Raw genomic sequence first — 15,684 nt, forward strand, 5'->3', positions numbered from 1 at the left:
TTTTGACAGTTTATACAAAGGAAAGATATGCAAGATATTACTTCGCTGGAAACGTTAGAAGGTTTAAAACGAGATGAAGATGCATTGTTGGTATTGTTTGGTGGTCGAGAGTGTAATGTTTGTCATTCTATTAAACCTAAATTGATTGAATTGGTCGAAGCACAATATCCAAACATTAAAATGGTCTATGTGGATTGCCATGAAAAGACAGATGTGTGCGCGCAACAAGGCGTGTTTACGCTGCCGACATTACAAGTGTTTTTTACCGGACAGCGTTTCATCGAAGAGGTGAGAAGTTTTAGCCTGCAAAAAGTAATGCAAGAAATTGAGCGACCTTATCAGTTGTTGTTTGAAGGCTGATGTATCGTTATTTAATTCAACGCATGGCCAAAATATAGATAGAGTGACTGTCTTTGACTATTGTGGTAGCCATAGGCAAAGTAAAGGGGGCCCATAACGGTGTTCATCCCTATAAAAATACTGCCTGCTTGTTTGGTGTTGTCCCAACTGATATCAGATGAGGTTCCAGTCGTAAGATTATATTTATCGTACAGATTTCCTGCTTCTAGTGTTGCTCCGAGGTAGTAAGGAAAATCCAATGGATTAGTGCTTGCTGAGAGTCGATATAAATATTTGACCTTAGCAAAGAGCAGTTGGTTACCAATTAATTCATCTTCTGAATAACCTGAGAGTCTTTGAAAACCGCCTAAAGTGTAGAAACGATGAATGTCATCGCTATTCTTGGCTTCGATGTCGGTAGCCTCAAGGTGTACATTAAACGTATGACGTTGGTAGGAAAAATAACTTGATAGTAACCCTTTATATTCGATCACTTTACTGGCTTGTTGATCTAGACGGTCAAATGTATTGTGATAAGACATGTTTAGCAAGGTTCCGCGTCGTGGAAAAGTGACTTGGTCTAGGTTGTCATGTTGAACCCTGAAGCTAAAGATGTGATCATTGTAGTGTTCTTTTATTTGTGAGCTGGTATACCGACCTAAAATGATATCCCCTAACTCATTTTCATAAGAAATTGCAGCTCGCCAGGTTGGTGAAAGATTGTAGCCTAACTCTAATTTGGGCGTCATTGTTTGTTGTTCAAGTTGCACCGCAGAAAGATTGGACTCTGTTCCTAACGTATAGTTTTGCTTTTTAAGTTGAAATGAAGGTTCAATATAGGTCTTTTGGCTAAAAGACAACGGCTGGTAAAACGATGTTTTAAGTAACTGAGTTTGACCTACCCCAATTTCATTTTGCCATTCGCCACCAAGGTTATTCGCAGGAATATACGTGTGACGCACGCCTATATTGAAAAGATTAGAGTCATCGAGATTCGACGCTAAATTAAATTTTAATTTAAAAAAATGTGGCCCCCAAGAAGGCGGGGCAGTATGAATAATCAGTACATTCTTTTGGTCAATTTTTTCAATGTTATAGGTGACCAGCTCAAAAAAACCTAATCCATATAGTCTGGTGATGTCCGTTTCTAACTGTGTCCGATCAATAGGCGTACCAACTTCTTGGTGTACCATGTGGCGAATCACGTCGTTTGAAATGTGTGTTTCATTATGAAATTCAATGGCGTCAATTATTGGGAGTGTTTTGGGGGGTGTGGCGGAGGTGTAAGAAGAATGACTCAGGTTTTTCAGTGGTGCCTGTTGGTCTAAGCAAGCTTGTGAACCTGTTTGAATGATTTCTTTAGCATCGTTAAAGCTGGTTGGGCTAATAGAATTCGGGATAGTAGGCCGGATTAAGATATCTTTAGATTTTAGTGTTTTTAACTGCCTTAAGCTATTGGCATTTATCATCCCTGATAGGATTTGACCGCCAATATTAACATAAGAGTCCATTTCCATTTTTGGGTCATTGGGTGTATGTATATCTGACACGATGACAATATCTGCGCCCATTTCGCGAACGACATTAATCGGAGTGTTATTCGTGACGCCACCATCAACCAGATAGCGTCCATCGATTAAGACGGGGGCAAATATTCCAGGAACGGCCATGCTAGCTCTAAGCGCTTGTGATAAGTTACCAGATTTTAAGACAACTTCTTCACCTGTTTTCACATCGGTTGCAACAGCTCGAAAGGGAATGGGAAGTTTGTCAAAGTCTTTAATCGTGCTGCTGGCGAGAGTCATACCTTTAAGAATGGTTGCTTGTTGCTGACCTTGTATCAACCCATTCGGTAATTTAAAACGTCCATTTCCATAACCAAGTTCACCTTGTGCAAAATAATTGAGTTGTTTTGATTTTTGGCGGAAAGAGAAAAAATGCCTTGTACTGCTATCGGTAAAAGTTTGATCCCAATTTACGTGGATAACAAAACTTTCTATTTGGCTGGCACTGAGACCTGTGGCGTAAAGTCCTCCAATGACTGCCCCCATGCTAGAGCCGGAAATATAATCAATTGGGATGTTAAGTCTTTCTAATTGCTTTAAAACGCCGATGTGCGCTAAGCCATGAGCGCCACCACCAGGAAGTACGAGTCCTATCTTAGGGCGTGATGAATCTGATGGCGGTTGATTGGCGTTGGCTGAATTGCTGATGATGATGAAAAGATAAATAACCCACTTTATCGAAAAAGAGTTAGCGTTTGCCATCACCACCTGCCTTAATAAGAAGAAAGTCTAGCCAACGGCTTGGTAAAAATCGTTTTAACCATGCAAAGGCGATGGTCGGTACGGTTACCCGATAACGAATGGCCGGGCGTTGGCTGTTAATGATGTGTTCAAGTTTTTGTGTCACCGCTTCGGGTCCAAGGGTGAAGGGGGCGGAAGGGCCGACTGTTTCAAGTCGATCAATCATTGCTTGGTAATTCTTTTGGTGAGCGCTTTGATCTGGTTGGATCCAGCGCTTAAATTGCGTATAGGCATTTGCTCTAAAGTTAGAGCTGATTGGCCCCGGTTCAATTAAGCTGACTTGTATGTTATCTGCCTTGAGTTCGAGTCTGAGTGTGTCTGCAAGGCCTTCAATGGCAAATTTACTTGCATTGTAGGCGCCACGATATTGCATGGCGGCAAACCCTAAAATTGAACTGTTGTAGACTATTTTTCCATGATTTTGGGTGCGCATGATGGGGATAATAAGATTGGTGAGTTCTTGCGTGCCAAACACATTGGTTTCAAATTGAAAACGCAACGCATCGCGGCTTAAATCTTCCACCGCGCCAGGTAAGCCGAATGCGGCATTGTTGAATAAGACATCAATGACAGGGTGTCTGGTTAAGATGATTTGGACGGCTGACTGAATGGAGGCAGAATCTGCCAAATCCATTTGTACGCAAGTAATGCCTTCATGATTGAGTCTTGCCACATCTTTTTCTTGTCGACAGGTTGCGATGACCTGATAGCCTTTTTGGAATAATGTTTTTGCGGTGTGATAGCCGATTCCACTGGAACAGCCTGTGATTAAAATGGTTGATGTGTCTTGCATGCAATCTCAGTTATGGGTTAAAAAAGAATGCATTTATCTTAGAGCAAAGTCATCAAACTTGGTAGCCTAAAACGATAAAATTAGATGGTTAGGCATAATCGTTTGTAAAATGCACGGTTTAACGGACAAAAAAGAGCTAATTCAATAAGAATGCTTGGATTTCAGCCAAACTTTTGCCAAATTCTTATATAATAATAGGCTTGTTTTAATTTATTAATTTGCGTTGCCGAGAAGCGAAAAAATGTCATTCATAAAACGTTATTTGATTGCCGGGTTATTGGTCTGGTTGCCTTTAGGGATCACCATTGCGGCGCTGATTTTTTTGGTCAATTTGTTTGATCAAAGTTTATTGCTGTTGCCAGAGCACCTGAGGCCGGATGAATTATTGGGTCGACACATTCCCGGGTTTGGCATTATTTTGTCGTTTGTGCTGATTTTTGTCACCGGAATGTTGGTCGCTAATTTCTTTGGTCGCTATTTATATGGCATTTGGGAAAAGCTGCTTTCTCGAATCCCATTGGTGCGCTCTATTTACATGGCGGTAAAACAGATTTCAGAAGCGATTTTTGGAGATGGGTCGCAAACGTTTCAAAAAGCTTATTTATTGCAATATCCTCGAGCCGGTTTATGGACATTAGCTTTTCAGACCAGTAAGACGCAAGGTGAAGCCCAGATTAAAACCAATATGGCTGAAGTCGTAAACTTGTTTGTGCCGACAACGCCCAACCCGACATCGGGTTTTTTTATCATGGCCTCTAATACGGAAATCATAGAGCTTGATATGAGTGTGGATGATGCCTTGAAAATGGTCATTTCAGGTGGCGTAGTCGTGCCGTATTGGTCTGGTTCTGAGGCTGCTGTTGGTCATATTGAGCCCCCTAAAAGTCCAACAGAGCATGATTTCTTTGGCTCGCATAAAGCTAAAGATTGAAATAACAAAATTTTTATTTTAAAGATTAACCATTAAGAATTGAAATTGTTCGGGAGCTCCCGACGTTCAGCAAGAAAGGTAATAAACACATGATGCGTACACACTACTGTGGACAAGTAACCGAGATTTTAGAAAACCAGCAAGTCACCGTTTCAGGGTGGGTTCATCGACGCCGAGACCATGGTGGCGTTATCTTTATTGATTTACGTGATCGTGAAGGGTTGGTTCAAGTAGTGGTAAATCCTGATAATGCCGAGATGTTTGCAATTGCTGAGCGTGTACGTTCGGAATACGTGTTGAAAGTGGAAGGTAAGGTCTGTGCTAGAACACCGGAAACGATTAATCCAAAAATGAACACCGGTAAGATTGAAATTGTGGCTGAAAGCTTGGAAGTATTGAGCACGTCTGAACCGATTCCTTTCCAGTTAGATGATAAACATATTTCAGAAGAAGTCAGACTGACCTATCGTTATTTGGATTTGCGCCGTGATGAAATGCAGTCGGCGATGCGAACACGTTATCGAGTGACACGTTCAATGCGTCGTTACTTGGATGATAATGGTTTTATGGATATGGAAACCCCTATCCTGACAAAATCAACGCCTGAAGGTGCGCGAGACTATTTGGTGCCGAGCCGTACCCATCCAAATAAATTTTTTGCTTTGCCGCAGTCTCCGCAGTTATTCAAACAATTATTGATGATGTCAGGATTTGATCGTTATTATCAAATCACTCGCTGTTTCCGCGATGAAGATTTGCGAGCTGATCGTCAGCCAGAATTTACCCAGCTGGATATCGAAACTTCTTTCATGACCGAAGAAGAAGTGATGGATATGATGGAAGGGTTGACTAAGACAATCTTCAGAGAAGGCGTTGATGTTAACTTTGAATATGACTTTCCACGTATGACCTACGCGGAAGCGATTGAAAAGTATGGTATTGATCGTCCAGATTTACGTATTCCTTTAGAATTAGTTGATGTTGCTGACTTGCTGCAAGATATTGATTTTAAGGTGTTTGCAGGGCCTGCAAAAGACCCAATGGGGCGTGTAGCGGCTTTACGTGTTCCTCAAGGTGGTAAGTTGTCACGTAAAGAAATTGATGACTATACCAAGTATGTCGGCATTTACGGTGCGAAAGGCTTGGCTTATATTAAAGTCAATGATTTGTCTGCCGGTTTAGACGGTTTGCAGTCTCCAATTGTGAAGTTCTTCCCGGATCAGGCGATGGAAATCATGCAGCGCGTTGGTGCTGAAGATGGTGATATTGTTTTCTTCGGGGCGGATAAAGCGAAGATTGTCAACGAAGCATTAGGGGCTTTGCGCTGTAAGATCGGGGAAGATCTCGATATGATCGAAAAAGAATGGGCGCCTGTCTGGGTTGTTGACTTCCCGATGTTCGAAATGGATGAAAAAACAGCCAAAATGACCGCGATTCACCATCCGTTTACACAGCCTAAAGCCACAACCGAAGAAATTTTAAACCATGATGAACCGCATCAAATGCTTTCACGTGCTTATGACTTAGTCATTAACGGGATTGAAGTAGGGGGTGGATCGGTTCGTATCCATGACACCAATATGCAAGCCGCGGTTTTAAAAATGCTGGGGATTACAGATGAAGAAGCACAAGAAAAATTCGGCTTCTTATTGAATGCGTTGAAGTATGGTTGTCCGCCGCACGCTGGGATGGCATTTGGTTTAGACCGTTTAATTATGTTAATGGCGAATCGTGATTCGATTCGTGATGTTATTGCATTCCCGAAAACACAGTCTGCCGCTTGTATGCTGACCGATGCACCTGGTAATGTTGATAATACGCAGTTAGCGGATCTTGAGTTGCGTTTCCGTAAGTCTCTTGTGGCAAAAGACGCGCACTAATCGCTTTAATTTAAAGGTTCTAGTTTATATATGTCTTCTTTAGCTAAAACGGTTCCTCTAGAGCTTTTAGGGCGAATTGATCAACTCGCACAATCAACTCAGCCGGCCATGAGTCTGGATGATGATGAGAAAGCGACATTAACTGCTAAAATTAAACGCCTGTTAAAAGAAAAAAATGCGCAAATCATTGCGCATTATTATGTCAGTGATGATTTGCAGGCATTGGCAGAGGAAACCGGTGGAAAAGTTGCTGACTCGCTCGAGATGGCGAATTTCGGTGCGCAATCTGATGCAGACATGTTAGTGGTCTGTGGGGTTCGCTTTATGGGTGAAACAGCCAAAATGCTCAGCCCTGAAAAGACGGTTTTAATGCCGGATTTAAATGCAACTTGTTCATTGGACGAAAGTTGCCCGCCAAAAGAATTTGCCGAGTTTTGTGCGCAGTACCCAGACCATAAAGTGGTGGTGTATGCCAATACCAGTGTGGAAGTCAAAGCGCTGGCTGATTGGGTAGTGACATCCGGTAATGCTTTGGAAATCGTCACGCATTTAAAAGAGCAGGGTGAAAAAATTATCTGGGCACCTGATCGTCATCTGGGTCACTGGATTGAAAAAGAGACCGGGGTGGAAATGATTCGTTGGCAAGGCCATTGTATTGTGCATGATGAATTTCAGACCTACGGATTAATGGAATTGGCCAAAGAACACCCTGACGCAAAGATTATTGTCCACCCTGAATCTCCGGCGGAAGTAGTTGATCTGGCGGATGTTGTTGGATCAACCCGTGTGATGATTGAAGCGGTTCAGAATTTACCTGATCAGAAGTTTATTGTGGCGACCGATTATGGCATTTTCTATAAAATGCAACAATTGGCCCCTGAAAAGCAGTTGATTGTTGCCCCAACCGGCGGGAAAGCAGGCAGTTGCATCAGTTGTGCGCACTGTCCTTGGATGGCGATGAATGGCTTGCAGAATTTAGCGGATTGTTTGGAAAAAGAAACCGGTGAAATTTTGATTGAAGAGTCTATTCGCTTAAAAGCCTTACAGTCGGTTGAACGCATGTTGACGTTCTCGCGAGAAAAAGGGTTGGTTAAAACCAATCAGTAAAGCATTAGTTGATCTAAAAACCACCAGGCCTGGTGGTTTTTTGTGTTTAAAGACAGTCAAACTCAAGAGATGATATGATTAATATCGCTTATTTGGTGGTTGTTTTTTTTGACTCTATTAGGAAACCTTGTGGCAAAACTTCAAAGAATTTTAGGCATTGACCCAGGTTCACGTAAAACCGGTTTCGGCATTATTGAATCCGGTCGATATCATCCTAATTACGTTTCCAGTGGTGTGATTCGAGTTGAAAAGCTGACCGGCGCGCAAAGATTAAAAACCATTTTTGAGTCGGTTTGTCAGATTATTGATCAGTACCAGCCAAGTGTTATGGCAATTGAAAAGGTGTTTGTTTATAAAAACCCGAATTCTGCCATTAAATTAGGGCAAGCCAGAGGTGTAATCTTGTGCGCTGCTGCAATTAAAGAAATTCCGATTATGGAATACACGCCCACGCAAATTAAAAGCACGATTGTAGGACAAGGGCACGCGACGAAAGATCAAGTTCAATTTATGGTTCAGAAGTTATTGAAGTTAACTGAAAGCCCCCAAGAAGATGCGGCGGATGCTTTAGCAGGCGCACTGTGTCATGATCGTTATATGACGCTTGGTATTGATCCAGAGAAAATTTCAAAAGGCACTAAGTTTTAAGGAAAAGAAATGATTGGGTTTTTATTAGGCAAATTACATGCGAAGCTGCCGCCGCAGATTTTGATTAATGTGAATGGTGTTGGCTATGAAGTCGAAGCGCCTATGTCGACATTTTATGCTATTGGTGAGGTGGGCGATGAAGTGATGCTATTAACGCATATGCATGTGCGTGAAGATGCGATGTTGTTATTTGGGTTCGCTTCGGAGCTTGAAAGAAGTTTATTTAAAGAACTGATTAAAGTGAATGGTATTGGCGCTAAAATGGCGATAGGCATTTTATCTGCCATGTCTGTCAATGATTTTGTCGGTTTGGTGGAGGCAGGAGATGCGCCTGCATTGACCAAAATCCCCGGTGTCGGTAAAAAAACTGCAGAGCGCTTGGTGATTGAGATGCGTGATCGTTTGAAGGGGTGGGAAAACTCTGCCAGTACTGCATCTCTGTCCAAACCCATGGGGGATTCTACGTCTGCCAGTCAAGCTGCTTCGGCGGTTGAAGCGTTGATTTCTCTTGGTTATAAACCTGCTCAAGCAGAAAAAATGGTACAAGCCGTTGAGTCAGGTTTAAGTTTGGAAGAGACAATTAAAAAAGCTTTGCAGTCAGTTAAGCTTTAAAGAAAGTCGCGCTAAAAACGAGTGACTTCAATGTTTTTCAATGATGTTGTCGAGATGAACTTGTAGAATAAAAGCCAAAAAAACATCAACCCCTGAGGAAAATGCTTTCATGGAAGCGAGAACGAAATTCGGCTCAAAAAATGGGTTAGAAAGATTATAATTGAATTCGTTATTTTTTATTCAGTCAGGCTCGCAAGAGCTTAAACTTAGTGGGTTGAGATGATAGAAACAGATCGTATTGTCGGTGGACAGTCGCTAGAAGAAGATATGTATGTTCAGCCGACTGTACGTCCTCAAATAATTACCGACTATATTGGTCAAGAGGCCGTTCGTGAACAGCTTCAGCTCTCGATTAATGCGGCTAAAATGCGTCAAGAGCATTTGGATCATGTCCTGTTGTATGGCCCGCCCGGGCTAGGTAAAACCACTTTATCTAATATCATTGCCCAAGAAATGGGGGTCACTCTTCGACAAACCTCTGGTCCTGTGATCGAAAAGCCAGGCGATTTAGCGGCGATCCTGACGCGTTTAGAACCTCATGATGTCCTGTTTGTTGATGAAATCCACCGTTTAAGTCCTATTGTCGAAGAAGTACTGTATCCCGCCATGGAAGACTTTCAAATCGATATTATCATTGGTGAAGGGCCTGCGGCACAGTCTGTCAAGATTGATATTCCTCCTTTTACGTTAGTGGGCGCCACCACCCGTGCCGGACTTCTAACGTCTCCTTTAAGAGATCGTTTCGGAATTGTGCAGCGGTTAGAGTTCTATTCGATTGAAGAGTTAGCGCAAATTGTGACTCGTTCTGCTCATATTCTAGGATTGGCTGCCGAGCCTGATGGTGCGTTTGAGATTGCTAGGCGTTCTCGTGGCACACCAAGAATCGCCAATCGTCTTTTAAGGCGTGTTCGAGATTATGCACAAGTGAAAGGAAATGGTGTTATCACCGCTGAGATTGCTGACTTAGCACTAAATCTACTTGAAGTTGATCCTTTAGGACTTGATAAGATGGATCGTCGCTTATTAGAATTATTAATTCAAAAATTTGAAAGCCGTCCGGTTGGAATTGATAGTATTTCAGCCGCGTTGGGCGAGGAGCGAGGCACAATCGAAGATGTGATTGAACCCTTTCTTGTTCAACAGGGCTTTTTAATCCGTACACCACGAGGAAGAGTCGTTACGCAAACCGCCTATCGACACCTCGGTTTAACCATGCCAGAAAGGAATTTAGAAGATGAATGATCATTCGTTAATGGAATTAATTTTAGATGCTAGCCCTGTTGTCCAAGGGGTGATGATTATTTTATTATTAATGTCAATTATGGCGTGGGCAATTACGTTTGCAAAATCTTATCAATTGCGTAAAGCAAAACAAGAAGCCAAGGCATTTGATGAGTTATTTTGGAATACCCCTGAATTAACGGGGCTGTATAACGAAGTGACTCGTGAATTTGAAAATTCGGGTAATGCACTGATTTTTGAATCGGGCTTTAAGGAGTTTATGAGCTTGAAAAGCCAAGGTGTAACGGATTCAGTCGATTTGATTAACGGCACACAGCGAGCGATGCGCGTTGCATTTTCTAAACAGGTCGATCGTTTAGAGAATCAAACGCCGTTATTGGCGACAGTCGGTTCTTCCGCACCTTATATTGGGCTATTCGGAACAGTTTGGGGGGTCATGCATGCTTTCTCTTCACTGGGAGACATTCAAAATGCAACCCTAGCCTCTGTTGCGCCAGGGATTTCGGAAGCCTTAATTGCAACTGCAATGGGTCTGTTTGCGGCGATTCCAGCGGTTATTGCGTATAACCGTTTGACTGTGAATGCCGACAAAGTAATTGGTCAGTATGAAAACTTTGCAGAAGGCTTTTTGACGATTGTTCAACGTCAGTCTCATACGATCGAAAAAAAGACACAAGAGTAAAGGGTATCCAATGATGCAGAGTTCTTTTAGATCGCAGCATAAAAAACGTTTAATGGCTGAAATAAACGTTGTGCCTTATATCGACGTAACTTTAATCTTGCTGATTATTTTTATGATTACCGCCCCGATTGTTCAGCAGGCAGTCACAGTTGATTTGCCACAAACGCCTCGTATTCATGACAAACAGAAAACTAAGGCAGTGAAGCCAATCAAGCCTTTTGTGATTTCAGTTACCGCAGAAGGGTTTTATAAAACATCCGAAAACCCTGATATTGTATTGGGGCAAAAAGATTTATCACAGTTGGTGGCAGAAGTCGTTGCGCGTGCTCAGCTTAAGCCTAATCAACCTTTTTATATTCAAGGCGATCGCCAGACCCCTTATGGAAAGGTGGTTCATTTATTTGTGTTACTTAAAGCAAATGGTGTCAGTCAGGTTTCATTAATGACGGAGCCAGAAGAGAAATAACATGTTTGCATTCATTACGCGTCATCCTGTTTCGATGGCATTGGCCATCGCGTTACATATCTTAATTGCAATAGGGTTGGTTTATAGCTCTTTTCAAGAAGAAGATATTTTAAAAATAAAGCTCAATGGAGAGGCATCTGAATCGGAAAAAATGCCGATTAAGCAAATGCAGTCGATGAAAACATTTGCCGTTGATTCGTCGTTGGTTAAGCAACAACTCGCAAAAATTAAACAAGAAGAAGCGGATAAATTGGAGGCTCAAAAAAAGCTAAAACGCCAATCAGAAGCTGAAAAACGTCGTTTGGCTGAGTTAAAGCAAGAGCAACGAGAAGAGCAAAAGAAAGCAGAAGCAGAGCGTCGAAAGACACTGGCAGAACAACGTAAAGCGAAGGAAGCTAAGCGTTTGGCTGAAATTGAGCGTCAAAAAGTATTGGCAGAACAAAAGCGTGCTCAAGCAGCTAAACGAAGTGCAGAGCAAGCTAAAAAAGAAGCTTTATTAGCGGAGAAAAAGCGTCAAGAAGCGAAGAAATTAGTTGCAGAAGCGCAGCAAAAACGCCAGCAAGAAGAAGCGAAGAAAAAAGCGCTTGAAGAACAAATCAAACAGCATAATGCTGAGAAAAAACGTTTAGAGGCTGAAGCATTACAAGCCAAACTACGTCAAGAGCAGCTACAGCAAGAATCAGCTCTGCAAAGACAGCTGGAAGAAGAAGAGGCCAGAAAGCGACAAGCAGCCAAGCAAAAAGAAATGTTGAGCTTGCGTGAAACTTATATTTCTTCTATTGCGGCCAGTGTGAAAGATAACTGGCGCACGGCTGCAAAAGTGTCAGATAAAGCGGAATGTGTGCTCTCAATTACACAAACGCCAAAAGGCATGATCAGTAGTGTTAACGTTGAAAAATGTAATAAATTCGCTAATGAACAATTCAAAAAGGATGCGGAAAAAGCAGTGTATCGCGCAGAGCCGCTTCCTGAACCGCCGATTAAAGAATTGTTTGAGCGTCATATTAAATTTATCTTTAATCCTTAATCCCTTAAAACTATTGCGTTAGAAGTAGGTTAAATGAAAAAAATTATTCATACGATAGTCGGTTTTGTTTTTATTTGGAGCACGTCAGCTTATGCGGACTTAACCATTCAAATTGATCAAAGTTCAGATAATGCAGTACCAATTGCACTGGTGCCTTTCGAATGGGAAGGGAAGCAGTTGTACCCACCGCAAAGCATGGCCAGCATCGTCGGGAACGATTTATTGCGTAGTGGTAAATTCAAAGCAGTTGATGAATCCAAATTGCCCTCACGCCCTAAAACATTAGATGACATTGATTTTCATCAGTGGAAGCAATTGGGTGTTGATAATTTACTGATGGGGCGTGTTGTAGAAGACCCAAACGGCACTTATCAAATTGAGATGCGTTTTATTGATCTGTTACGTAAAGAGCAGGTTATTGGTAAACGCTGGACGGGCATATCCAAGTCTTTGTTGCGTCAGGTTGCGCATAAAATGAGTGATTTAATATATGAAGAATTAACCGGCATTCGAGGGGCTTTCAATACGAGAATGGCTTATGTGACGGTTAACGCCGTTAAAGGGAAAAAACAATATAGCTTGGAAGTGGCAGATTCGGATGGTTATAATTCCCAACCCATCTTAAGATCCAGCTTGCCGATTATGTCCCCCAGCTGGTCACCTGATGGTCAGCATTTAGCATATGTTTCGTTTGAAAATGGTCGTTCACAGGTTGTCTTGCAGAGTCTAGATGGCAAGAGTCGACAAATTATTGCTAAGTTTAAAGGCATTAATGGTGCGCCTGCTTGGTCACCAGATGGTAAAAAGCTCGCTTTGACGCTTTCGAAAGATGGTTCAGCGGATGTTTATGTGATGGATATGAAAACCCGGAAACTCCGTCGAATGACACGTAATTGGGCGATTGAAACGGAAGCCGTTTGGGCACCAAATGGTCATTCTTTATTTTTCAACTCGGATCGTCGTGGCCAACCGCAAATTTTCCAAGTATTCTTAGATACGGGAGAGATGCGTCGTATTTCTTATGTCGGTCGCTATAATGCAAACCCTGCAGTCTCTCCAGATGGGCGTTATGTCGCGATGGTGCATGCAAATAATGGATTCCATATTGCGATATTGGACTTATACAATGAAGAATTTAATGTCTTAACTAAAACTTATTTAGATGAGTCGCCAACCTTCTCACCGAATGGTGAAATGATTTTATATGCGATGAATCAAGGCGGGCAAGGTAAATTAGCGGTTGTATCGGTGAATAGCAATGTCACACAAATTTTAAGTGTTCAAGAAGGGGAGGTTCGTTCTCCTTCTTGGGGGCCTTATCTACCTCGTTAATGATTTTTTTATAAAGATAGCGGAATCAGGTCTACAAAAGATTAAGCTTAAGGAGTTTTAGAATGAATAAATTAAAGTTGTTAGTTGTTCTGGGCGTTGTTTCTTCATTGGCTGCTTGTACCGGTGCCCCGAAAAAAGGGGAAGAAGCGGATATGAATGTGGAGCCGGTCTCTCAAGAAGAAGTGGATTATGCTGAAAAAGCTCGCCTAGAGTTAGAAAAAGCTAATTCTGGTGAGGTGAATGAGGTCGAAGTACTGGGAACAGGGGCAACAGGTTCTGATGTCAGTAGTGAAGAATTGGCAAGCCAAGATCTAAATGCTAGGTCCCAAGAAGTGCCTTCGATGGGACAAACATTTGAGCCTGTGATTTATTTTGGCTATGATCAATATATTGTTGACGATTCCTCAATGGAGATTGTCAAACATTATGCGACGATTTTGGTCGATAATCCGTCGGAAAAAATTCAACTGGTAGGGCATACAGATGAAAGAGGCACGCCAGAATACAATCTTGCATTGGGCGAGCGACGCGCTAAAGCTGTAGCCGAAGCCTTTATGCTTTATGGCGTGAGTAAAGACCGCATTGAAGTGATTTCATTAGGGGAAGAGCTTCCTTTGATGGAAGAGCATAATGAAGAAGCTTGGGCTAAAAATCGTCGTGTCGAAATTAAGGCTCAATAAAGGTAAAACGGAATTTAAAATGAAAAAGACGCTTTCTTTAGTCATTACAGCAGGAATCTTGAGTGGTGTTGTGCCGTTGGCGAATGCAGCACCTCAATCAATAGAAGAGCGAGTCCAGCGTTTAGAGAGAATGGCGGATAATCCAGTGCTTATTCAATTGAGTCGACGTCTGGCAGAACAGCAACGCCAAATCCAGAGTTTGTATGATGACGTTGACCGTTTAAATTATCAGTTGAAACAAACACAAGAAAAACTGGCTAAACAGTATAAGGAAGCGGATGAGCGTTTGAGCGTGCTCGAATCCTCTCAAGCTTCTGATAAAGAATCACAAGGTGATACGGTTTCCTCTAAGCAATCAGAGAAGAGTGCGCAGTCATCTTCGGACAAGGATATGACAACGCATGCTGCTACGCAGAAAGAAAAGCGCGCTTATGAAGCTGCTTTTGCTTTAATGAAAAAATCAGACTATCAGGGAGCCAGTAAAGCTTTTTCAAACTTTAAGGCAAAATATCCTAATAGTGACTTAGCCAGCAATTCAGCTTACTGGGAAGGTGAGGCAGAAGCGGTTTTAGGAAATGGAAAAGCTGCCTTAAAAGCCTTTATCGATGTGTATGAAACTTATCCTGCTTCGTTAAAAGCCCCTGCTGCAATGTTAAGAGCAGCGGATATGTATCAAGATGTCGGCAAGCAAAAAGAAGCTAAAGTGCTATATGAAAAATTGATTCAAGCATATCCTAAAAAAAGTGTGGCTGAGAAAGCTCGCAAAAGACTCTCGGCCATGGGGACTGGTAAGTAATGGAAAAAGAATCTAAAAAAGCCGTTGTTTTATTGTCGGGCGGATTAGACTCAGCAACCGTTTTAGCCATTGCTCAAGCAAAAGGCTATGAGTGTCATACAATGAGTTTTGATTATGGACAGCGCCATCGTGCTGAGTTGGTGGCTGCAGAGTGTGTTTCTCGTTCGTCAGGCGCCAAGACACATCGTATGATGGAAATGAATATGCATGCAATTGGGGGGTCTGCACTGACAGATGACTCAATTGATGTCCCTGTATCAGGCGTGGATAAAGAAAACATCCCTGTGACCTATGTGCCTGCACGTAATACGATTTTTCTTTCTTATGCTTTAGGACTGGCTGAAGTTTTACAGGCAGATGATATTTTTATTGGGGTCAATGCGGTGGATTATTCAGGATATCCGGATTGTCGCCCTGACTATATAGCAGCGTACGAAAAAATGGCGAATCTAGCAACGAAAGCTGGAATAGAAGGTCATAAGATGCATATTCAAACGCCTTTGATTGATTTAACCAAAGCAGAAATCATTCAAGCGGGCGTAAAGCTTGGTGTCGACTACAGCAAAACGGTCTCTTGTTATCAGGCAGATGAAAACGGTGCGGCGTGCGGTATTTGTGATTCTTGTCGTTTGAGAAAACAAGGCTTTAAACACGCGGGTGTGGATGATCCAACGATTTATGCCCCCAACCGTTAAAAAGTTATAAAAAACCGTAAAAACATCTTGCCAAAAGTCTGTCAGCTTGTATAATACGCCCCATTCCAGAGAGGGTCGTTAGCTCAGCTGGTAGAGCAGTTGGCTTTTAACCAATTGGTCGCGCGTTCGAATCGCGCACGACCCACCA

General features: G+C 42.3%; 16 protein-coding genes and 1 tRNA gene. 15 read left to right on the plus strand and 2 right to left on the minus strand.

Annotated elements, in window-relative coordinates; all coding sequences use genetic code 11:
• The first annotated feature begins 27 nt into the window (after positions 1-27).
• Entirely contained in the window at positions 28-360 is a 333-nt protein-coding gene (locus P8629_RS10850) for a thioredoxin family protein (protein WP_278166153.1), read from the plus strand.
• An 11-nt stretch (positions 361-371) separates the two neighbouring features.
• Here the strand turns inward: P8629_RS10850 and P8629_RS10855 are convergent, their stop codons facing one another.
• Together P8629_RS10855 and P8629_RS10860 are read right to left on the minus strand one after the other, a co-directional pair.
• Complete coding sequence (locus P8629_RS10855) at positions 372-2,606, minus strand: patatin-like phospholipase family protein (RefSeq protein WP_278166154.1); 2,235 nt, start codon at positions 2,604-2,606, stop codon at positions 372-374.
• Positions 2,593-3,438 carry an SDR family NAD(P)-dependent oxidoreductase gene (locus tag P8629_RS10860; protein WP_278166155.1) on the minus strand — a complete coding sequence of 282 codons (846 nt, stop codon included), beginning with the start codon at positions 3,436-3,438 and terminating at the stop codon, positions 2,593-2,595. Before P8629_RS10860 ends, P8629_RS10855 begins: the two co-directional genes overlap by 14 nt.
• A 241-nt stretch (positions 3,439-3,679) precedes the next feature.
• Here P8629_RS10860 and P8629_RS10865 point away from each other — a divergent pair, with 241 nt between their 5' ends.
• The 14 genes from P8629_RS10865 to P8629_RS10930 all read left to right on the plus strand — a co-directional run bounded on the left by P8629_RS10865 (position 3,680) and on the right by P8629_RS10930 (position 15,684).
• Positions 3,680-4,369 carry a DUF502 domain-containing protein gene (locus P8629_RS10865; RefSeq protein WP_278166156.1) on the plus strand — a complete coding sequence of 230 codons (690 nt, stop codon included), beginning with the start codon at positions 3,680-3,682 and terminating at the stop codon, positions 4,367-4,369.
• A gap of 92 nt (positions 4,370-4,461) precedes the next feature.
• Positions 4,462-6,249, plus strand: a complete 1,788-nt coding sequence (gene aspS / locus P8629_RS10870) for an aspartate--tRNA ligase (RefSeq protein ID WP_278166170.1) — start codon at positions 4,462-4,464, stop codon at positions 6,247-6,249.
• 30 nt (positions 6,250-6,279) lie between these two features.
• Positions 6,280-7,356: a quinolinate synthase NadA gene (nadA, locus tag P8629_RS10875; RefSeq protein ID WP_278166157.1), complete on the plus strand. Its 1,077-nt coding sequence runs from the start codon at positions 6,280-6,282 to the stop codon at positions 7,354-7,356.
• Positions 7,357-7,485: 129 nt separating this feature from the next.
• Positions 7,486-8,004 carry a crossover junction endodeoxyribonuclease RuvC gene (gene ruvC / locus P8629_RS10880; protein WP_278166158.1) on the plus strand — a complete coding sequence of 173 codons (519 nt, stop codon included), beginning with the start codon at positions 7,486-7,488 and terminating at the stop codon, positions 8,002-8,004.
• A gap of 9 nt (positions 8,005-8,013) precedes the next feature.
• Complete coding sequence (ruvA, locus tag P8629_RS10885; protein WP_278166159.1) at positions 8,014-8,616, plus strand: Holliday junction branch migration protein RuvA; 603 nt, start codon at positions 8,014-8,016, stop codon at positions 8,614-8,616.
• A gap of 219 nt (positions 8,617-8,835) precedes the next feature.
• Complete coding sequence (ruvB, locus tag P8629_RS10890) at positions 8,836-9,858, plus strand: Holliday junction branch migration DNA helicase RuvB (RefSeq protein ID WP_278166160.1); 1,023 nt, start codon at positions 8,836-8,838, stop codon at positions 9,856-9,858.
• Entirely contained in the window at positions 9,851-10,540 is a 690-nt protein-coding gene (gene tolQ, locus P8629_RS10895; protein ID WP_278166161.1) for a protein TolQ, read from the plus strand. The genes ruvB and tolQ overlap by 8 nt, the downstream gene beginning before the upstream one ends.
• Before the next feature lie 10 nt (positions 10,541-10,550).
• Complete coding sequence (locus tag P8629_RS10900; RefSeq protein WP_278166162.1) at positions 10,551-11,006, plus strand: ExbD/TolR family protein; 456 nt, start codon at positions 10,551-10,553, stop codon at positions 11,004-11,006.
• Between the two features lies 1 nt (position 11,007).
• Complete coding sequence (gene tolA, locus P8629_RS10905; RefSeq protein WP_278166163.1) at positions 11,008-12,033, plus strand: cell envelope integrity protein TolA; 1,026 nt, start codon at positions 11,008-11,010, stop codon at positions 12,031-12,033.
• Positions 12,034-12,066: 33 nt separating this feature from the next.
• The gene (tolB, locus tag P8629_RS10910; protein WP_278166164.1) at positions 12,067-13,365 is read left to right on the plus strand and encodes a Tol-Pal system beta propeller repeat protein TolB; all 1,299 of its coding nucleotides are present in this window, start codon (positions 12,067-12,069) and stop codon (positions 13,363-13,365) included.
• Between the two features lie 62 nt (positions 13,366-13,427).
• Positions 13,428-14,045: a peptidoglycan-associated lipoprotein Pal gene (pal, locus tag P8629_RS10915; protein WP_278166165.1), complete on the plus strand. Its 618-nt coding sequence runs from the start codon at positions 13,428-13,430 to the stop codon at positions 14,043-14,045.
• Between the two features lie 19 nt (positions 14,046-14,064).
• Positions 14,065-14,841 (plus strand): tol-pal system protein YbgF, encoded by a 777-nt coding sequence (ybgF, locus tag P8629_RS10920; protein WP_278166166.1) that lies wholly within the window; start codon positions 14,065-14,067, stop codon positions 14,839-14,841.
• Positions 14,841-15,536, plus strand: coding sequence for a 7-cyano-7-deazaguanine synthase QueC (gene queC, locus P8629_RS10925; RefSeq protein ID WP_278166167.1), 696 nt, complete (start codon positions 14,841-14,843; stop codon positions 15,534-15,536). The genes ybgF and queC overlap by 1 nt, the downstream gene beginning before the upstream one ends.
• 72 nt (positions 15,537-15,608) lie before the next feature.
• Positions 15,609-15,684: transfer RNA gene (locus P8629_RS10930), tRNA-Lys, on the plus strand.

Origin of the sequence: Hydrogenovibrio sp. 3SP14C1 (assembly GCF_029625905.1) — a bacterium.
Taxonomy (GTDB): domain Bacteria; phylum Pseudomonadota; class Gammaproteobacteria; order Thiomicrospirales; family Thiomicrospiraceae; genus Hydrogenovibrio.

What these genes read in the sequence shown, in the direction of transcription:
- P8629_RS10850 (WP_278166153.1), top strand. Translation starts at nt 28, where the DNA reads ATGCAAGATATTACTTCGCTGGAAACGTTAGAAGGTTTAAAACGAGAT.
- P8629_RS10855 (WP_278166154.1), bottom strand. Translation starts at nt 2,606, where the DNA reads ATGGCAAACGCTAACTCTTTTTCGATAAAGTGGGTTATTTATCTTTTC.
- P8629_RS10860 (WP_278166155.1), bottom strand. Translation starts at nt 3,438, where the DNA reads ATGCAAGACACATCAACCATTTTAATCACAGGCTGTTCCAGTGGAATC.
- P8629_RS10865 (WP_278166156.1), top strand. Translation starts at nt 3,680, where the DNA reads ATGTCATTCATAAAACGTTATTTGATTGCCGGGTTATTGGTCTGGTTG.
- aspS (WP_278166170.1), top strand. Translation starts at nt 4,462, where the DNA reads ATGCGTACACACTACTGTGGACAAGTAACCGAGATTTTAGAAAACCAG.
- nadA (WP_278166157.1), top strand. Translation starts at nt 6,280, where the DNA reads ATGTCTTCTTTAGCTAAAACGGTTCCTCTAGAGCTTTTAGGGCGAATT.
- ruvA (WP_278166159.1), top strand. Translation starts at nt 8,014, where the DNA reads ATGATTGGGTTTTTATTAGGCAAATTACATGCGAAGCTGCCGCCGCAG.
- ruvB (WP_278166160.1), top strand. Translation starts at nt 8,836, where the DNA reads ATGATAGAAACAGATCGTATTGTCGGTGGACAGTCGCTAGAAGAAGAT.
- tolQ (WP_278166161.1), top strand. Translation starts at nt 9,851, where the DNA reads ATGAATGATCATTCGTTAATGGAATTAATTTTAGATGCTAGCCCTGTT.
- P8629_RS10900 (WP_278166162.1), top strand. Translation starts at nt 10,551, where the DNA reads ATGATGCAGAGTTCTTTTAGATCGCAGCATAAAAAACGTTTAATGGCT.
- tolA (WP_278166163.1), top strand. Translation starts at nt 11,008, where the DNA reads ATGTTTGCATTCATTACGCGTCATCCTGTTTCGATGGCATTGGCCATC.
- tolB (WP_278166164.1), top strand. Translation starts at nt 12,067, where the DNA reads ATGAAAAAAATTATTCATACGATAGTCGGTTTTGTTTTTATTTGGAGC.
- pal (WP_278166165.1), top strand. Translation starts at nt 13,428, where the DNA reads ATGAATAAATTAAAGTTGTTAGTTGTTCTGGGCGTTGTTTCTTCATTG.
- ybgF (WP_278166166.1), top strand. Translation starts at nt 14,065, where the DNA reads ATGAAAAAGACGCTTTCTTTAGTCATTACAGCAGGAATCTTGAGTGGT.
- queC (WP_278166167.1), top strand. Translation starts at nt 14,841, where the DNA reads ATGGAAAAAGAATCTAAAAAAGCCGTTGTTTTATTGTCGGGCGGATTA.